Raw genomic sequence first — 15,331 nt, forward strand, 5'->3', positions numbered from 1 at the left:
CAGATTATGACTGCACAAGCCAGCCGCCTTGTCGCCCAGGGCCTGCAAAAAAGTTTCAAAAAACGCCAAGTCGTGAAAGATTTCTCGCTTGAAATCGAAAGCGGCGAAGTGGTCGGCCTGCTCGGCCCCAACGGCGCGGGCAAAACCACCAGCTTCTACATGATTGTCGGCCTGATTGCCGCCGATGGCGGCAGCGTCACGCTCGACGGCCAAGAATTGCGCCACCTACCGATTCACGAACGCGCACGCTTGGGCGTGGGCTATCTGCCGCAAGAAGCGTCGATTTTCCGCAAAATGACGGTCGAGCAAAACATCCGAGCCATCTTAGAAATCAGCATGAAAGACAAAAGCGGCATCGATGGCGAAATCGACAAATTATTGGCCGATTTGAACATCGAGCGCCTGCGCCACAACCCTGCACCGTCTTTATCGGGCGGTGAGCGCCGCCGCGTGGAAATCGCCCGTGTTTTGGCAATGAAACCGCGTTTTATTCTGCTGGACGAACCTTTCGCCGGTGTGGATCCCTTGGCCGTTATCGATATTCAAAAAATCATCGCCTTTCTCAAATCACGCGGCATCGGTGTGTTGATTACCGACCACAACGTGCGCGAAACCTTGAGCATTTGTGACCGCGCCTACATCATCAGCGAAGGCACGGTATTGGCCTCGGGCAAGCCGGACGACTTGGTCAACGACGAAAAAGTGCGTGCGGTTTACTTGGGCGAAAACTTCAAATACTGATGTCTTTAAAACGCCCCTTGTTTGATAAATATTAAAAGAGGCCGTCTGAAAAATAGTAACCACGCTCATTTTGTGGTAACTTATTTCAGACGGCCTTTTCTGTTCCACCGCGCACACACGGTGGATAAAGCCTGACTGCCAAAACAATAAAACAAAACGTAACTTACTTATCCTATGAATCCCAATTTCGGCTTAAAACTCAAGCAAACCCAGCAGCTCAATCAAAGGCTGCAACAAGCCTTGCGCGTGTTGCAGATGTCGAATCAAGACATTGAGCGCGAAATAGAAGACTGGCTGCAGGAAAATCCCTTGCTCGAACGCCCCGAATCCGATGAATTTAGCGAAGCCGAGTTCAACAACAGCCTTTCCGCAGCCCTACCGCGCAGCAACCAAATCGGCGGCGACGATGCCGAAGATGCTTGGCTCAATGTTGCCGAAGAAGAAGATTTCAACGCTTATCTGCACGCGCAAGTATGCGAACACCCACTTTCCAAAACCGAAGCCGCGCATGTCCACATTCTGATTGATTTTCTCGACGAACAAGGCTACTTCACCGACAGCCTGTCGGAAGTGATCGACCACACCCCGCTGGAATGGATGCTGGATGAAGACGATTTGCAAAACGCGCTCGACATCCTGCAAACTTTCGATCCACCCGGCGTGGCCGCCACCGACATTACCGAATCCCTGCTGTTGCAACTCATGCGCCTGCCTGCCTCGCCCGAGCGCCAACTAGCCGGCCACCTGATACAAAGCTCATTTGACGAACTGGGCAAAAACCGTCAGCAAAATATCCAGCGTTTCCAAAAAATGTATCCCGAATCCACGCCGCGAACCATTCAGACGGCCTTGGATTTGATTGCTTCACTCAACCCTTATCCGGCTTACGGTTTTGCCTCTGCCGAACCGACTGCCTACATCCAGCCCGATGTGTGGGTTAAAGAAACGGCAGACGGCTGGAAAATCAGCCTCAACGAAGCCGCTTGGCCAAAAATTCAAATCAACCGCGAATATACTGAGCTACTACAAGAAATCGAAAGTGCCTCACCTGAATGGAAAGAAAAGCTGAACGAAGCACGCCAAAAAATCGACAGCTTGGAATTGCGCAAAAGCACGGTTATCCGCTTGGCAGAATACATCGTTGAGCGACAAGAAGATTTTTTCATCTTCGGCGAAATCGGCCTCGTGCCCATGCTGCTCAAAGATGCCGCCACCGAATTGGAGCTGGCCGAATCCACCATTTCAAGAGCCGCCAACCAAAAATATTTAGCTTGCCCACGCGGTTTATTTGCGTTACGCTATTTCTTCACACAGGCAGTCAGCACCGACAGCAACAATGAAGGCGTGAGCCAAGGCGCGGTAAAAGCCATGCTCAAACAATTGATCGACAGCGAAAACGCGCACAAGCCGCATTCCGATGAAGCCTTGGTGCAGCTCTTAAAACAACAAGGCGTTGAACTCGCCCGCCGCACCGTCGCCAAATACAGGGAGTCGCTCGATATTCCACCTGCGCACAAGCGCAAGCTTATCGGCTGAACACAAGATTTTCATGTCCGTCACGTTGGCGGATTTACTCACCGAAGGAGTTGTATTATGAACCTGAAAATTACCGGTCTGAATTTTGATGTTACCGAAGCGATTAAAAACTATGTGTCTGAAAAATTGGAACGCATCAACCGCCATGCCGCCAATGTGATTTCTGTGGCCATTACCCTCTCGGTTGAAAAAGTGAATCAAAAAGCCGAAGCCGATTTGCACTTGGCCGGCAAAGATTTGCACGTTGAAGCGGTAGAACAAGACATGTATGCCGCGATTGATGTGCTGATGGATAAATTGGATCGCGCAGTATTGAAGCATAAAGAGAAAAGCAACGATGCCCGCGCCCCACGCCCTGCCGATGTGGTTGGCGACGAACAAGAATAAACCCTGATAAAAAATGCCGTCTGAAACTGTTCAGACGGCATTTTTGATGATTGGATACATTCTTTCATTCCCCCAATGCAAATAAAAAAACCATTCAACAGAATGGTTTTTTTATCATTTTATCTTAGCGTTTGCGGCCGAAAATCAGCGACAATACCGCCAAAATCAAGAAACCGACAAATAAGATTTTTGCAATGCCCGCGGCACTACCAGCAATACCACCGAAGCCCAATACCGCAGCAATAATCGAAATCACGAAAAATACGATTGCATAATGTAACATAGGAGTCTCCTCTGCTTTGTTTATATTGAATTAGTGTCGCATTCCGATTCGGGTCAACTGAATGCATGGCTCTACAATAGCACAATCGTTTTCGATAATCCAACCACCAAAGCCTATATTTCATAGCTTTACAAAGCATATTACACAAGACTACATTTCAATTCATTAATGTAATATTGAGAAAATAAGCCCAAATGTCATCTTAACTTTTCTTACCATCCGACTTCTTGCCGCATAAATATAGGTTAAAAGCCGTCTGAAAGAATCTCGATGCCCAGCACAAATAAATCTGCTCTGTTAAAATACGCGATAGCCATTACAGGCCGATGAAGCGCTTGAATTTAGCGTAATCAGCCCAATTGTAACCCCCACCACATTCCATTCATACCGAGAGATTTATGAATATCCAAGAGATTCAGACTGCCCTGCAAGCAGTTGCCATTCCACACACACAACGCACGCTTGGCAGTGAAAATGCCATCAAAAGCGTCAACCATGATTCAGACGGCCTGCACATTACCTTGCAATTCGGCTATCCCGTTTTGCACATCGGCAATGAATTGGCCAACCGCATTCAGGAAGCCATCATCGGCTTCACCGGCGATACCGGCATTCATTTGAGCATCGACACCCTGGTCGGCACACACAAAGTGCAACCGGGTGTGGCCACCATCAAGGGCGTAAAAAACATCATCGCTGTCGGCTCCGGCAAAGGCGGCGTGGGCAAATCCACCACCACCGCCAACTTGGCCACCGCCATGGCACGTATGGGCGCGCGTGTTGGTGTGTTAGATGCCGATTTATACGGCCCGAGCCAACCAACCATGCTGGGCGTATCGGCCGGCAAACCAGATACCAAAAACGAAAAACTGGTGCCGATTACCACCGAAAGCGGCATTCAAGTGATGTCGATCGGTTTTCTGATGGACACCGACCAAGCCGTGATTTGGCGCGGCCCATTGTTAAGCCAAGCCTTGCAGCAATTATTGTTCCAAAGCAAATGGGACGATGTGGATTACCTGTTTATCGACTTGCCACCGGGCACCGGCGACATTCAATTAACCCTGTCGCAAAAAATTCCGGTAACCGGCGCTGTGGTTGTGACCACGCCGCAAGATATCGCCCTGATTGACGCGCGCAAAGCAGTGGATATGTTCAAGAAAGTAAACATCCCTATCTTTGGCGTATTGGAAAACATGTCGGTACACATCTGCTCCAACTGCGGCCACAGCGAAGCCATTTTCGGCACTGAAGGTGGCAAAGATTTGGCAGGCCGTCTGAATGTGCCATTGCTCGGCCAACTGCCGCTCAGCCTGCCGGTGCGCGAAGCAATGGATAACGGCCAAGCCGCCGCATTATTGGAAAACCACGGCGAAGTGGAAAAAATCTACACCGACGCAGCGTTCCAACTGGCTTTGTCTATTGCCGATAAAGGCAAAGACTTCAGCAGCCGCTTCCCGAAAATTGTGGTGGAATAAAGCCAGTCAAATTAAACAAAAGCCGTCTGAACAGTTTTCAGACGGCTTTTTTGATGGATTAGATTTTAAAAAGCAGAGACCTTTACAAAACCTGATGAACCATTAATAACAACCAAAACTGCCGTCATTCCCACACAGGTGGAAATGACGGCAGTTTTTATGTGCACTGGCTTTTAAAGGCGTTTAGCAACAGTCCCAGCCCACGCTTTTAACTTGCACATAAATCAAAAAAGCCATCGAAAACGATGGCTTTTTTGATTTATCTGGTGGGTCGTGAAGGATTCGAACCTTCGACCAACGGATTAAAAGTCCGCTGCTCTACCGACTGAGCTAACGACCCGATAAGCTGTGTATTATAGTAGTGGGATTTATGCCTGTCAAGCCTTTGTGACCATTTTCTTACATTATCCGTCATCAAAAAGGCCGTCTGAATCTTCAGACGGCCTTGATTGCTTATCCGATTATTGACGGATACGGGCAGGTGTTTGCACCACTTCGCGGATAATCACTTCGCGTACAGGCTCTTTTTCTTTAGGACCACAACCTTCAGGATTCCAGAAGAATGATTGTGCATTTTTGTCTTTATCAAACAAAACTTTGTATTGGCAGGTTTTGTGTTCGCCGTTTTCACGGTAGTTGAACAAGTAATCCCACTCACGCACGCCATACAAACCTTCTTGATGATGCGGACGACCAATCAGATTGTAGACTTGGTCTTTGTTCATGCCCGCTTCGATTTGACGCACATTGTCCCAATTTGGCCAAGAGCCGTCTTGAGTACCGTTATGACGGAAAGTGGTTTTCGCAGGATCAGGCCATACCGGATTATCGGTGGTGCCTTCTTTAGTCACATTGCTCAAGTTACCGCAGGCAGCCAAGGCCAACGCGGCGATTACAGGTAATGCAATTGCTGATAATTTCATGATTTTTCCTTTATGTATTCTGTTAACAGGCCGTCTGAAGCGACGGCCTCAGGTTTTACCATTGATAGCCTACGCTGCCGCCCCAGTTCACATCTTTCTGGGTGTTCACACCGACACCGGCTTTGATAGACCATTTGTTGTTATCAGAATTACGCGCATAACCGATGGCCAATGCTTGCTGATCACGGAAACCGCCCACTGCCGCAGAAACCATGCTCTTACCGGCCTCATTAGGACGTTGCAAGAATGCCAACGCATTTGCACCCGCAATACCGGCACGCAAGTCATCTTCCATATCGTCAATGCGGTCGCTCAAACCATTGATAGCAGTCGCATTGCGGTCAATCGCTTGTTTGGTGGTTGGTGCCAAGTCGATGGTGTAAGTGGTGTTGGTGGCACTGTTTGGATCATTCTTATCCAAAGGTAAAGTTTCAGATGTTACAGTAATGTAATCAGAACCTGCTTTAGTGGTAGAACTGTTGGCAGAAACAGTAAACTTAGTAGCTCCAGTATCATCATCCAGCGATGGTGTAACGCTCACATTCTCACCAGCAACAACCTGAGTATTAATAGCATTACTCAACTGATTAGGGCGTGTCCCTAATTTGAATAAGCCCAAAAGAGCCCTATTTTAACCCTATATTCCAACGAAATATAGGCAAACACAAACAATGGCGAGAACCGCAATAACTGACAACATATGGGAACAATTACAAACAACCATGAAAGCGCACGGCTGTCATCAATGGAAGAACGACCGTACCGTGATGGAAGCCATACTATGGAAGCTAAGAACAGGTGCACCATGGCGAGACATACCTATTGAGCTAGGGTCATGGAAAACCGCTTATAACCGCTTTAACCGATGGTCTAAAAAAGGCTTGTGGCAGAATTTTTTTTGATCTACGAAAAGAAATTGACAAAGAATGGGTATTCATCGACGGAAGTTATGTACGGTGTCATCAACATGCAAGTGGAGCTCGGCGTGGTTTCGATAGAGCAATTGGACAAAGCCGTGGCGGAAACACGACAAAAATACACCTATGTGTGGACTCGCATGGAAATCCGCTCGATTTTAAAGTCACTGGGGGTAACGTGCACGACAGTCAAGTTGCAAACGACTTGATAGAAGTCATACAAGAAGCCCAGTATTTTATCGCTGACAAAGGGTATGACTCGCAAGAAATCAGAGATAAAGCGATAGAACACGGTATGAAAGCTATTATACCAAAGCGTAAAAATGCCAAGAAAACTAACCCTGATTTTGATAGCTACCTTTATAAATTACGCCACTTAGTCGAGAATGCATTTGCACGATTAAAGCAGTTTCGTAGTATTGCTACTCGCTATGAGAAATTAGCTCGTAATTTTAAATCGATGCTTTACTTGGCTTGCTCTATTATTCATGCTAAGTTAAATTGAGGACACGCCCTAGTAACCAAATACAACTGAGAGCCATTGATGGCATCTGTAGAGGTTGCTTCAATACGACCCGCAGCAACATTAGTGATTGTGCGCTCGAAATCTGCGGCACCTACGCTAACAGTCGCGACAGGAGCTGTACCGGCAAATCCGCTGTAGGTTACGCCGTTTACCGTAGCTTGAGTTGTACCTACCGCTGCTTCAGTTTTAGAAGCAGAACCCAAAGCAACAGAATAATTCTCAGTCGCTACCGCACCACGACCAATAGCAACTGATGAGCCACCCTCAGCTTTTGACTGCAGGCCTGAAGCAACACTGGCTACACCAGAAGCAGTCGCTGCCGTACCTGTTGCCGTTGCGTATTTACCGCTTGCTACTGCACCTGAACCAATCGCAGTAGTTGCCACTTCAGAAGCAGCTGCTTTTTGGCCTACTGCAACAGCATTACTGCCGCTGGCTTGGGCGCCTTGACCCAAGGCAGTGGCGTTATTTGCAGAAGCCACCGAGCCAGAACCAAATGCTGTTGCAGCTGAAGCGCTGGCAGTTGAAACAGAACCAACTGCTGTGCTGCCGTTACCGCTGGCTGCAGCCTGAAGGCCTACCGCAGTAACTGCATTTGCAGTGGCTTGAGTGCCTTGGCCTAAAGCAGTAGCTGCAATGCCTTGAGCATCAGACAATGCGCCCAATGCGACTGCGGCTTCACCATTGGCCGCAGTATCGGAACCAATCGCTACTGAGCTCAAACCTTCTGCAGTCGTTTGAATACCTACTGCAACAGAATAACGAGTTGCTGCTTCAGTTGAGCGGTTCAACTCACCATTATCATTTACTTTAACGTAATTAAGATCAGTAGCATGGGCTACTGAAGAAAACATACCGGCTGCCAATAAAGCAGCAACTAATGTTTTGGTCGTCATTTGCGTTGTGTGTTTCATAATTATCTCCCTGATAAAAACACTGATATTTAGAATATGCCCTAATATTTATTGCAATATGACGTTGACAATCTAAAACCTTTTATCTAAAATAGATACCGATAATAAAAATACTCACGCCATAATATATAAGGGTATATTCACTATAAAAATTAAGTTATTTCGAAGTAATTTCTTCAGAAACTTAATAATTACTCAGTATTTATTATAGATAGACTAAGCCTGCTTAATTTATTTTATTTTTTAATCAGGTATTCTTGAGATGTAATAATTATTAATTATTTATGAAATAATTCTTACAAGCCATCATATATCTGCTTTACAAATTATATTTCAAAAAAATTCTACAATATCTTTAACATCTAACAGATTAATTCACATAAAATTATAAACTAGACATTTTATTTCAAGCAAATCACGATTGGATTTTGGATAAATTTATTTAATTTATACATTCATTTAATCTGAACTTTTATTTTATTCGGATAAACTCTCTCCAATCGATCCGATTTTCCATCCCTCATTTCCAAACCAAAGCCGTGAAACTGTTGCATTTTCGACACTTCTATATAAAGTTGACTGCGGATCAATCAATTTCAATATTCCTGTAATCGCCATACCATGCGACACCAGCAAAACTTTGCCATCGATGGGTGACTGTTGGCGCAAAATATCCAAGCCTTTTTTCAGACGACCCATAAATTGGGCTTCATTTTCAGCCAAACCCAACGGATCTAATTCGCTCACAGTTTCGGCCAGCAGATGATGCTTGCCGGTTCGGTAGGCTTCGAGCCAGGTTTCTATCGATGGAAAACCGCGATGCTGCGCGATCAGGCCATGCACGTTTTGCACCAAGTCGCCCTCAAAGCCGCCGAAACAATATTCGCGCACTTCTTCAATTACGCCTAAAGGCAAATCGGCTTGGTCTTTGGCTTCTAAAATAATTTTCGCGGTATCCGCGGCACGTGGGCTGACGCTGCAAAACGCGGCATCGAAATCGACCTTGCCTTGCAATGCCCGTCCTAATGCGCGGGCAACTTCTTTGCCTTCCGGCAGCAAGGGCGAATCGCTCCAGCCTTGTAAGCGGCCGACTTTATTGAAAACAGTTTTGCCGTGGCGCACCAAATATACTTCTAAAGCCATGTTTTATCCTTTCAGCCTAATGTTGATTTTCAGACGGCCTGAGACCTTTATGCCGTCTGAAATAAAAAACCCTGCTTTGTTAAGCAGGGTTTTATGATAAATCGTTTATGCGCCGTTTTTCAAAATTTTTCGAATAGCGGCCAGTTGGCGACGGCTGACGGCAAGCGGTTTTTCTACGTCAAGCACTCGGGCGCCCCATGTCGCATTGTTTTCGTCTTCTTCATCGTCTAAGCGAATCAGGCACTCCAAGGTATGGCGGAACACCAAGGCGTTTCGGTGAATACGGATGACTTTTCCCCCAGCAATTCTTCCCAATACACCAAAGTTTTCGGTAGCTCGTAGCTTTGGCCGTCTCCGGTAAACAAAAATACGGTTTTGTGTTCGGCCAACAAATAGCGCACCTGCTGCCAAGGGATTTCCACCATACGGTTGCGGTTTAACACTTTGAAATGGGTGAAATCGTCTGCTTTTTCCTGATATTTTTCGCTCACGCGCTCTAACGCGGTTTGCAAGCGTGACATTTTAATTGGCTTGAGCAGGTAATCTACTGCAGCCAATTCAAAAGCACGCAAAGCATGCTCTTCGTAAGCGGTGGTGAAAATCACTTCCGGCTGGCGTTTGGCCACGCGCTTGATGCGTTCGACCAGCTCCAAACCGGTGATTTCCGGCAAACCGATATCGGCGAACACAACGTCCGCTTCATGCACGCTCAACCAATCCAATGCAGGCTGCGCATGATGAAATGTTTTCAGCAGCACAACATTGCATTCTTCTAATAAAACCCGTAAGCGCTCAGCGGCTAGCACTTCATCTTCTACAATAATAGCACTTGGCATATTCTGGCATTCTTTAAATGTCTAATTTGGCATTATTGACAGTTTTTCTTAGAATACAAATCTGTCAAAAATGCTTGACGTTCTTTGGCGGCAGTAATTGCTTCTTCGGTATTTGAGTATGTGCCAAGTAGGGCTGGCCAGAAAAATACTGCTGCTGCAACATTTTTGCCAGTTACTTTGCGTTCGGCGCGTGCTTTCTTCTCAAATTCCTCAGCTTCAGCAATTTCGCTCTTGATTTGACTGCAGGTCAGCTCGTTGTCTGTAATTTTTTTGGTTTGGACCACGTGTGGCGTTGCACAAGCTTGTAATAACAACGCCAATGCGCCCAATGTAGCAATAGCTTTTAACTTCATATATACTCCGATTATTTTAATGGTTAACGATATTTCAGACGGCCTGGCAATCAAGCCGAAAGAATCTGAGTCTGTGTGGCATGAAAAAATACACTTTTTTCATAACAATCCATGATTGAATAGCTTGGCGCAAGCCCCCACCATTCAAACCCCGTTTGGATTAACCCACTATATTAAAGGATTTCAGTTTAAGAAACATATCTTGGCCAACTTACTTACAAACTTTAACAAAAACGAAGTAACCAAAAGCCGAAATTGTCGCATCTATACCAACTCATTCGGTGCATATCGCTTGCTGCGGCACACGGCCGATTTGCCAATGTGCCACCGCCCAATCGAGCAAATCGCGCGGACGGTCAATTTGCGGCGCAGGCGGCAGATTCAGATAAGCCGAAACCTGCCGTAACAATAACTCGACTTGCGAATCATCCAGCGCTGGCGCAAGTGTTTGTTTAGACCATTTTTGCCCCGATTGGTTCACCAAAAGCGGCAGATGTACATAGCTCGTTTGCATAAACCCAAGAGAAGATTGCAAAAAAATTTGTCGCGGCGTAGACACCAGCAAATCCTGCCCGCGCACAATATGCGTGATGCCCTGCTCGGCATCATCCACCACTACCGCCAATTGATACGCCCAAAAACCGTCTGCCCGCAGCAGCACAAAATCGCCGATGTCGCTGGCCAAATTCTGCGCATAATGGCCGACAATCGCATCATCAAAACCAATCACTTCATCCGGCACACGAATGCGCCACGCCGGTGGTTTACCGTTTTCAGACGGCCTGTGTTCAGGCACACGGCAGCGGCCGTTGTACACGAACCCATCCGCCCCCATACTCGCCGCCGCTTGCCAATCCTTGCGGCTGCAATAACACGGATACACCAAGCCCTTGCCTTTCAGACGGCCTAAAGCGTCTTCATATAAATGATGGCGGCGGCTTTGGTAGGCCACTTCGCCGTCCCACTCAAAGCCAAAAGCTTCCAGCGTGCGCAAAATATGGTCGGCGGCACCGGCCATCTCACGCGGCGGATCCAAATCTTCCATGCGCACCAACCACTTGCCGCCGTGCGCACGGACATCGGCATACGAAGCCAGCGCCGTCAGCAGCGAGCCGATGTGCAGCAAACCCGTCGGGCTGGGGGCAAAACGTCCTACATACATAGCGCAAACCGTTCCATCTGATGGTTAACCAAACCGCTTGCATACCGAATCTTTCAGACGGCCTCAAGCATGTTCAAAAGCGATATTATAAGTCAAGCAATGCTATAATGCCGTCTGAAAAAACTGTAAAGCACCCACCATGCAAGCCGATTTTAACCGCCCTGTGTTGGCCATCGACACCAGCACTTCCTACCTCTCGCTCGCCCTACGCCACCGCGATCAAACCCATGTGTATCATGAAGCGGTCGGCACCAAGCAATCCGAGCTGATTTTGCCGCAAATCGGCGTGTTGTTTGCCGAAGCGAGCATCAGCGCCGCCGATTTGGGCGCGATTGTGTATGCACAAGGCCCGGGCGCGTTCACCGGCTTGCGCATCGGCACCGGCGTGGCGCAAGGTTTGGCGACACCGTTTGCCACGCCCTTAATCGGCGTACCTTGCTTAGATGCCGTAGCCTACCAGCGCCCCGACCGCCCTTGCGTGTTGGCGGCCACCGATGCGCGCATGGGTGAAGTGTTTTACGCTTGGTTCGATACCGCCAACCACCGCCGCTTGAGCGACTATCAAGTCGGCAAAGCCGCAGAAATCACCGCACCCGACGGCATGACGTGTTCAGACGGCATCGGCAATGCGTTTGCGTTGACCGACCAACCGCCGTTTGACGGTGAAGCCGATATGCCGACCGCCGCCGATTACCTGAACTTAGCCGCGACCGGCCGCTATCCGGCCACCGATGCGGCGCAGGCGGAATTGCTGTATGTACGCAATAAAATCGCCCTAACAGCGAAAGAACAAGCCGAACGAAAAGGCCAAGCATGATTCGCTCGGCAACTTCGGCAGATTGTGCTATTTTGGTAAAAATTGACGCACTCAGCAATCCGTCGCCATGGTCGGCCAAACAATTTGAATCGGCCATTGAAAGCCGCACGGAAACGGTTTTGGTGAGCGAAACCGACGGCTGCATCAGCGGCTTTATCGTGTGGCAAAGCGTGTGCGACGAATCGGAACTGCACCTGATTGCCACCGCGCCCGAATTCCGCCGCCAAGGCATTGCCGCCGCCTTATTAGCGCAATGGTTTCAGACGGCCTCTGCGCAAAACATCACGCGTTTGTTTTTGGAAGTGCGCGACAGTAACCAAGCGGCGCAAACGCTTTACCGCAAATACGGTTTTGCCGAATGCGGCCGCCGCCGAGATTATTATTCCCTGCCCGATGGCCGCCGCGAAGATGCGGTGTTGATGGACAAGGCCGTCTGAAACGACGGCATATTTTGAAACGATTCCTATGTTAAGCAGCCGCTATTTACATTTGCACGAAGCGCTGGGATTGGGGCCGATGTGGCTCAATCAGCAAGCGCGCGTCAGGCCGTCTGAAACGGCCGGCGGCAACGTGCGCTCTTTGCCGAATGCCCGAGCGCAAGCGGCTGCGCAACCGATTGCGGAAGCCGTGCGCTCGCTCTCACCTGCCGCCCATCACGCCCGCTTAGCTGCGGCGGCCTTGGTGAACGAAAAGAAACATGCGCCGATAGCGCCACCCGCTGCCACACCGGCACAACTGCGTGCCAATGTCGAAAATCCCGCCGAAAGCCCTACGGCTCAAGAAAACCAAACCCTTGTTTCAGACGGCCTACCGCCTTTACAAATTGATGTAAGGCCGTCTGAAATCATGGTTGTCAGCATTTGTCCTTCTACGGAAGACAGCGCCGCCAATCAACTGTTCAGCGGCAGCGTGGGCGTGTTGCTCGACAATATGCTGGCCGCGATTGACTTGCAGCCGCAACAGGCGCACAAAACCTGCTGGGTAAAATCCGCCCCCATCAGCAACGCCAACCCAAGCGATGCGCAAATTGAAGCGGCGGCCGATGAATTGGCCAAGGAATTGGCGCAATCGCAAGCCAAAGCGGTATTGTTTTTGGGGCAAATTTTTGAACACGAGAACCAACGCACGCTCATGCAAACCGTGTGCGGCGAGCGGCCTTATTTTGTGATCCCCCATCCGGCACGCTTATTGCGCCAAACCCATTTAAAAGCGCAGGCATGGGCGGAATTGAAAAAACTCAAACGCTTATTACACGCTTAAATATAAAAAGGCCCTTACATTCGCCTAACAAGTGCAATTTCCAATAACAGAAAAGGCTGTCTGAAAGCAATACTTTCAGACAGCCTTTTCATGCCAAAACATCAACTATTCACGGCGCAATGATTTATCCGTCCACCATTCTTCGCCGACAAAACCATCGGCATAGCGCTCGCCCATTTTCGGCACATCCAACGCCAAGCCATGTTCTTTGGCACTTTTCACTGCATTATCAATCGATTCATACCACGGATTGCGCCCTAAGCTGAACACTCCCCAATGCATCGGCACCATCTTTTTCGCCTTCAAATCCAACGCCGCCTGCACCGACTCATGGGCGAACATATGCGTTTTCGGCCAGCCGGCATTGGCCGCATCGATTTCGATAAACGCAAGGTCGAAGCCGCCGTATTTTTGGCCGATGTCACTAAAATGCTGCGCATAGCCTGTATCCCCACTCCAATACAACCGCCTGCTGCCCTCAAAGACAAACGATGCCCATAAGGTTTTATTGCGGTCATTCGTCCAGCGTGAAGAATAGTGCTGAGTCGGCTCGGCAATCAGCTTGATATCGCCGACCATCGTGTCATCACCCCAACCCAATTCGGTAATCTTTTCAGACGGCACACCCCAAGATTCTAATCGTGCGCCCACGCCCAACGGCGCCACAAAGCGCTTGGCCTTGTCCGCCAAATAACGCATGGTCGCCGCTTCCAAATGGTCGTAATGATCGTGCGAAATCAGCACCACATCAATTTCAGGCAAATCCTTGCGCTGAATCGGCGCTTCTTGGAAACGCGGCGCAACCAAAGGCGCATTCAGCGGATTGGCATTATCCAACACAGGGTCGATTAAGAAACGCTGCCCGTCCAATTCTAAAATTGCCGAAGCGTGCCCCAGCCAATAATAAGCAAATTGTTCAGGCCGTCTGAAACTGGTTTTGTCCAACATCACCATCGGCAAACGCCCTTTCGGCGTGTAACCATCATGGAGCACAAACCCACCCTGCCCGGTAGCTCGCTCGGGGTAATACGGTAAATCTTCGGTATAAAGGTTCACGAATTGACCGTTTTTATAATATGGCAAATCGGTAAAACGACGCTCATCGGGCAATGCGCCGATGTTGCGGTAGAGCATGATGCCCAAAATGGCCGCAATCAACAGCAGCACCAGCAATATCGCAATAATAAATTTTAAAATTTTTCTAGGGCGTGTCCTCAATTTAACTTAGCATGAATAATAGAGCAAGCCAAGTAAAGCATCGATTTAAAATTACGAGCTAATTTCTCATAGCGAGTAGCAATACTACGAAACTGCTTTAATCGTGCAAATGCATTCTCGACTAAGTGGCGTAATTTATAAAGGTAGCTATCAAAATCAGGGTTAGTTTTCTTGGCATTTTTACGCTTTGGTATAATAGCTTTCATACCGTGTTCTATCGCTTTATCTCTGATTTCTTGCGAGTCATACCCTTTGTCAGCGATAAAATACTGGGCTTCTTGTATGACTTCTATCAAGTCGTTTGCAACTTGACTGTCGTGCACGTTACCCCCAGTGACTTTAAAATCGAGCGGATTTCCATGCGAGTCCACACATAGGTGTATTTTTGTCGTGTTTCCGCCACGGCTTTGTCCAATTGCTCTATCGAAACCACGCCGAGCTCCACTTGCATGTTGATGACACCGTACATAACTTCCGTCGATGAATACCCATTCTTTGTCAATTTCTTTTCGTAGATCAAAAAAAAATTCTGCCACAAGCCTTTTTTAGACCATCGGTTAAAGCGGTTATAAGCGGTTTTCCATGACCCTAGCTCAATAGGTATGTCTCGCCATGGTGCACCTGTTCTTAGCTTCCATAGTATGGCTTCCATCACGGTACGGTCGTTCTTCCATTGATGACAGCCGTGCGCTTTCATGGTTGTTTGTAATTGTTCCCATATGTTGTCAGTTATTGCGGTTCTCGCCATTGTTTGTGTTTGCCTATATTTCGTTGGAATATAGGGTTAAAATAGGGCTCTTTTGGGCTTATTCAAATTAGGGACACGCCCTAGCACCC

The 15,331-nt window shown here is 48.2% G+C and carries 17 protein-coding genes, 1 tRNA gene and 1 pseudogene; 8 read left to right on the forward strand and 11 right to left on the reverse strand.

The features are described from left to right. Positions 1-6: 6 nt before the first annotated feature. The 3 genes from lptB (at position 7) to hpf (ending at position 2,664) form a co-directional block, all read left to right on the forward strand. A complete protein-coding gene (lptB, locus tag GJV52_RS04125) occupies positions 7-741 on the forward strand; it encodes an LPS export ABC transporter ATP-binding protein (protein WP_095502391.1) in 735 nt (244 codons plus the stop codon). Between the two features lie 174 nt (positions 742-915). Next, positions 916-2,277, forward strand: a complete 1,362-nt coding sequence (gene rpoN, locus GJV52_RS04130) for an RNA polymerase factor sigma-54 (protein WP_100563343.1) — start codon at positions 916-918, stop codon at positions 2,275-2,277. Positions 2,278-2,334: 57 nt separating this feature from the next. Further along, a complete protein-coding gene (gene hpf, locus GJV52_RS04135) occupies positions 2,335-2,664 on the forward strand; it encodes a ribosome hibernation-promoting factor, HPF/YfiA family (protein WP_100563345.1) in 330 nt (109 codons plus the stop codon). Positions 2,665-2,788: 124 nt separating this feature from the next. Here the strand turns inward: hpf and GJV52_RS04140 are convergent, their stop codons facing one another. After that, entirely contained in the window at positions 2,789-2,947 is a 159-nt protein-coding gene (locus GJV52_RS04140; RefSeq protein ID WP_095503741.1) for a DUF1328 domain-containing protein, read from the reverse strand. Between the two features lie 398 nt (positions 2,948-3,345). Between GJV52_RS04140 and apbC the strand changes: the two genes are divergently transcribed. Next, positions 3,346-4,425 (forward strand): iron-sulfur cluster carrier protein ApbC, encoded by a 1,080-nt coding sequence (gene apbC / locus GJV52_RS04145; RefSeq protein ID WP_100563347.1) that lies wholly within the window; start codon positions 3,346-3,348, stop codon positions 4,423-4,425. A gap of 264 nt (positions 4,426-4,689) precedes the next feature. Here apbC and GJV52_RS04150 read toward each other — a convergent pair. The 3 genes from GJV52_RS04150 to GJV52_RS13200 all read right to left on the reverse strand — a co-directional run bounded on the left by GJV52_RS04150 (position 4,690) and on the right by GJV52_RS13200 (position 5,889). Then, positions 4,690-4,765 (reverse strand) — tRNA-Lys (locus GJV52_RS04150). Between the two features lie 121 nt (positions 4,766-4,886). After that, positions 4,887-5,348, reverse strand: a complete 462-nt coding sequence (locus tag GJV52_RS04155) for an outer membrane protein assembly factor BamE (RefSeq protein ID WP_100563349.1) — start codon at positions 5,346-5,348, stop codon at positions 4,887-4,889. A 55-nt stretch (positions 5,349-5,403) separates the two neighbouring features. Then, positions 5,404-5,889 (reverse strand): YadA C-terminal domain-containing protein, encoded by a 486-nt coding sequence (locus GJV52_RS13200; RefSeq protein ID WP_229439481.1) that lies wholly within the window; start codon positions 5,887-5,889, stop codon positions 5,404-5,406. A gap of 130 nt (positions 5,890-6,019) precedes the next feature. On the opposite strand from GJV52_RS13200, the gene GJV52_RS04165 reads away from it, so the two are divergent. Beyond that, positions 6,020-6,770 (forward strand): IS5 family transposase gene (locus GJV52_RS04165; RefSeq protein ID WP_195690066.1). Its coding sequence is split into 2 segments (ribosomal slippage): positions 6,020-6,220 and positions 6,222-6,770, totalling 750 coding nucleotides; the frame shifts between segments, so codons are not numbered across the junction. Here the strand turns inward: GJV52_RS04165 and GJV52_RS04170 are convergent. From GJV52_RS04170 to gluQRS, 5 genes and pseudogenes are all read right to left on the reverse strand, one after another. Continuing rightward, positions 6,752-7,705, reverse strand: coding sequence for a calcium-binding protein (locus tag GJV52_RS04170; protein WP_100564540.1), 954 nt, complete (start codon positions 7,703-7,705; stop codon positions 6,752-6,754). The genes GJV52_RS04165 and GJV52_RS04170 overlap by 19 nt on opposite strands. Before the next feature lie 477 nt (positions 7,706-8,182). Next, positions 8,183-8,848: a histidine phosphatase family protein gene (locus GJV52_RS04175; protein ID WP_095502169.1), complete on the reverse strand. Its 666-nt coding sequence runs from the start codon at positions 8,846-8,848 to the stop codon at positions 8,183-8,185. 105 nt (positions 8,849-8,953) lie between these two features. After that, a pseudogene (locus GJV52_RS04180) lies at positions 8,954-9,684 on the reverse strand (LytR/AlgR family response regulator transcription factor). A gap of 32 nt (positions 9,685-9,716) precedes the next feature. Further along, complete coding sequence (locus tag GJV52_RS04185) at positions 9,717-10,037, reverse strand: hypothetical protein (protein ID WP_095502171.1); 321 nt, start codon at positions 10,035-10,037, stop codon at positions 9,717-9,719. Positions 10,038-10,311: 274 nt separating this feature from the next. Next, positions 10,312-11,199, reverse strand: a complete 888-nt coding sequence (gluQRS, locus tag GJV52_RS04190) for a tRNA glutamyl-Q(34) synthetase GluQRS (protein WP_100564537.1) — start codon at positions 11,197-11,199, stop codon at positions 10,312-10,314. A 139-nt stretch (positions 11,200-11,338) separates the two neighbouring features. Between gluQRS and tsaB the strand changes: the two genes are divergently transcribed. Genes tsaB through GJV52_RS04205 form a run of 3 tightly spaced genes read left to right on the forward strand, consistent with a single transcriptional unit; the run spans position 11,339 to position 13,276 of the window. Continuing rightward, positions 11,339-12,016 (forward strand): tRNA (adenosine(37)-N6)-threonylcarbamoyltransferase complex dimerization subunit type 1 TsaB, encoded by a 678-nt coding sequence (tsaB, locus tag GJV52_RS04195; RefSeq protein ID WP_100564534.1) that lies wholly within the window; start codon positions 11,339-11,341, stop codon positions 12,014-12,016. Further along, positions 12,013-12,453 (forward strand): ribosomal protein S18-alanine N-acetyltransferase, encoded by a 441-nt coding sequence (gene rimI, locus GJV52_RS04200; RefSeq protein WP_100564531.1) that lies wholly within the window; start codon positions 12,013-12,015, stop codon positions 12,451-12,453. Before tsaB ends, rimI begins: the two co-directional genes overlap by 4 nt. Before the next feature lie 28 nt (positions 12,454-12,481). Further along, positions 12,482-13,276, forward strand: coding sequence for a uracil-DNA glycosylase family protein (locus GJV52_RS04205; protein ID WP_095502175.1), 795 nt, complete (start codon positions 12,482-12,484; stop codon positions 13,274-13,276). 105 nt (positions 13,277-13,381) lie between these two features. Here the strand turns inward: GJV52_RS04205 and GJV52_RS04210 are convergent, their stop codons facing one another. Together GJV52_RS04210 and GJV52_RS04215 are read right to left on the reverse strand one after the other, a co-directional pair. Next, positions 13,382-14,443, reverse strand: a complete 1,062-nt coding sequence (locus GJV52_RS04210; protein WP_198511425.1) for an MBL fold metallo-hydrolase — start codon at positions 14,441-14,443, stop codon at positions 13,382-13,384. A gap of 47 nt (positions 14,444-14,490) precedes the next feature. Further along, a protein-coding gene (locus GJV52_RS04215) for an IS5 family transposase (protein WP_195690028.1) occupies positions 14,491-15,242 on the reverse strand; the annotation gives its coding sequence in 2 pieces (ribosomal slippage) (positions 14,491-15,023 and positions 15,023-15,242; 753 coding nt in all). Positions 15,243-15,331 lie beyond the last annotated feature (89 nt).

This window comes from Neisseria brasiliensis (assembly GCF_009671065.1).
GTDB classification, from domain to species: Bacteria; Pseudomonadota; Gammaproteobacteria; order Burkholderiales; family Neisseriaceae; genus Neisseria; species Neisseria brasiliensis.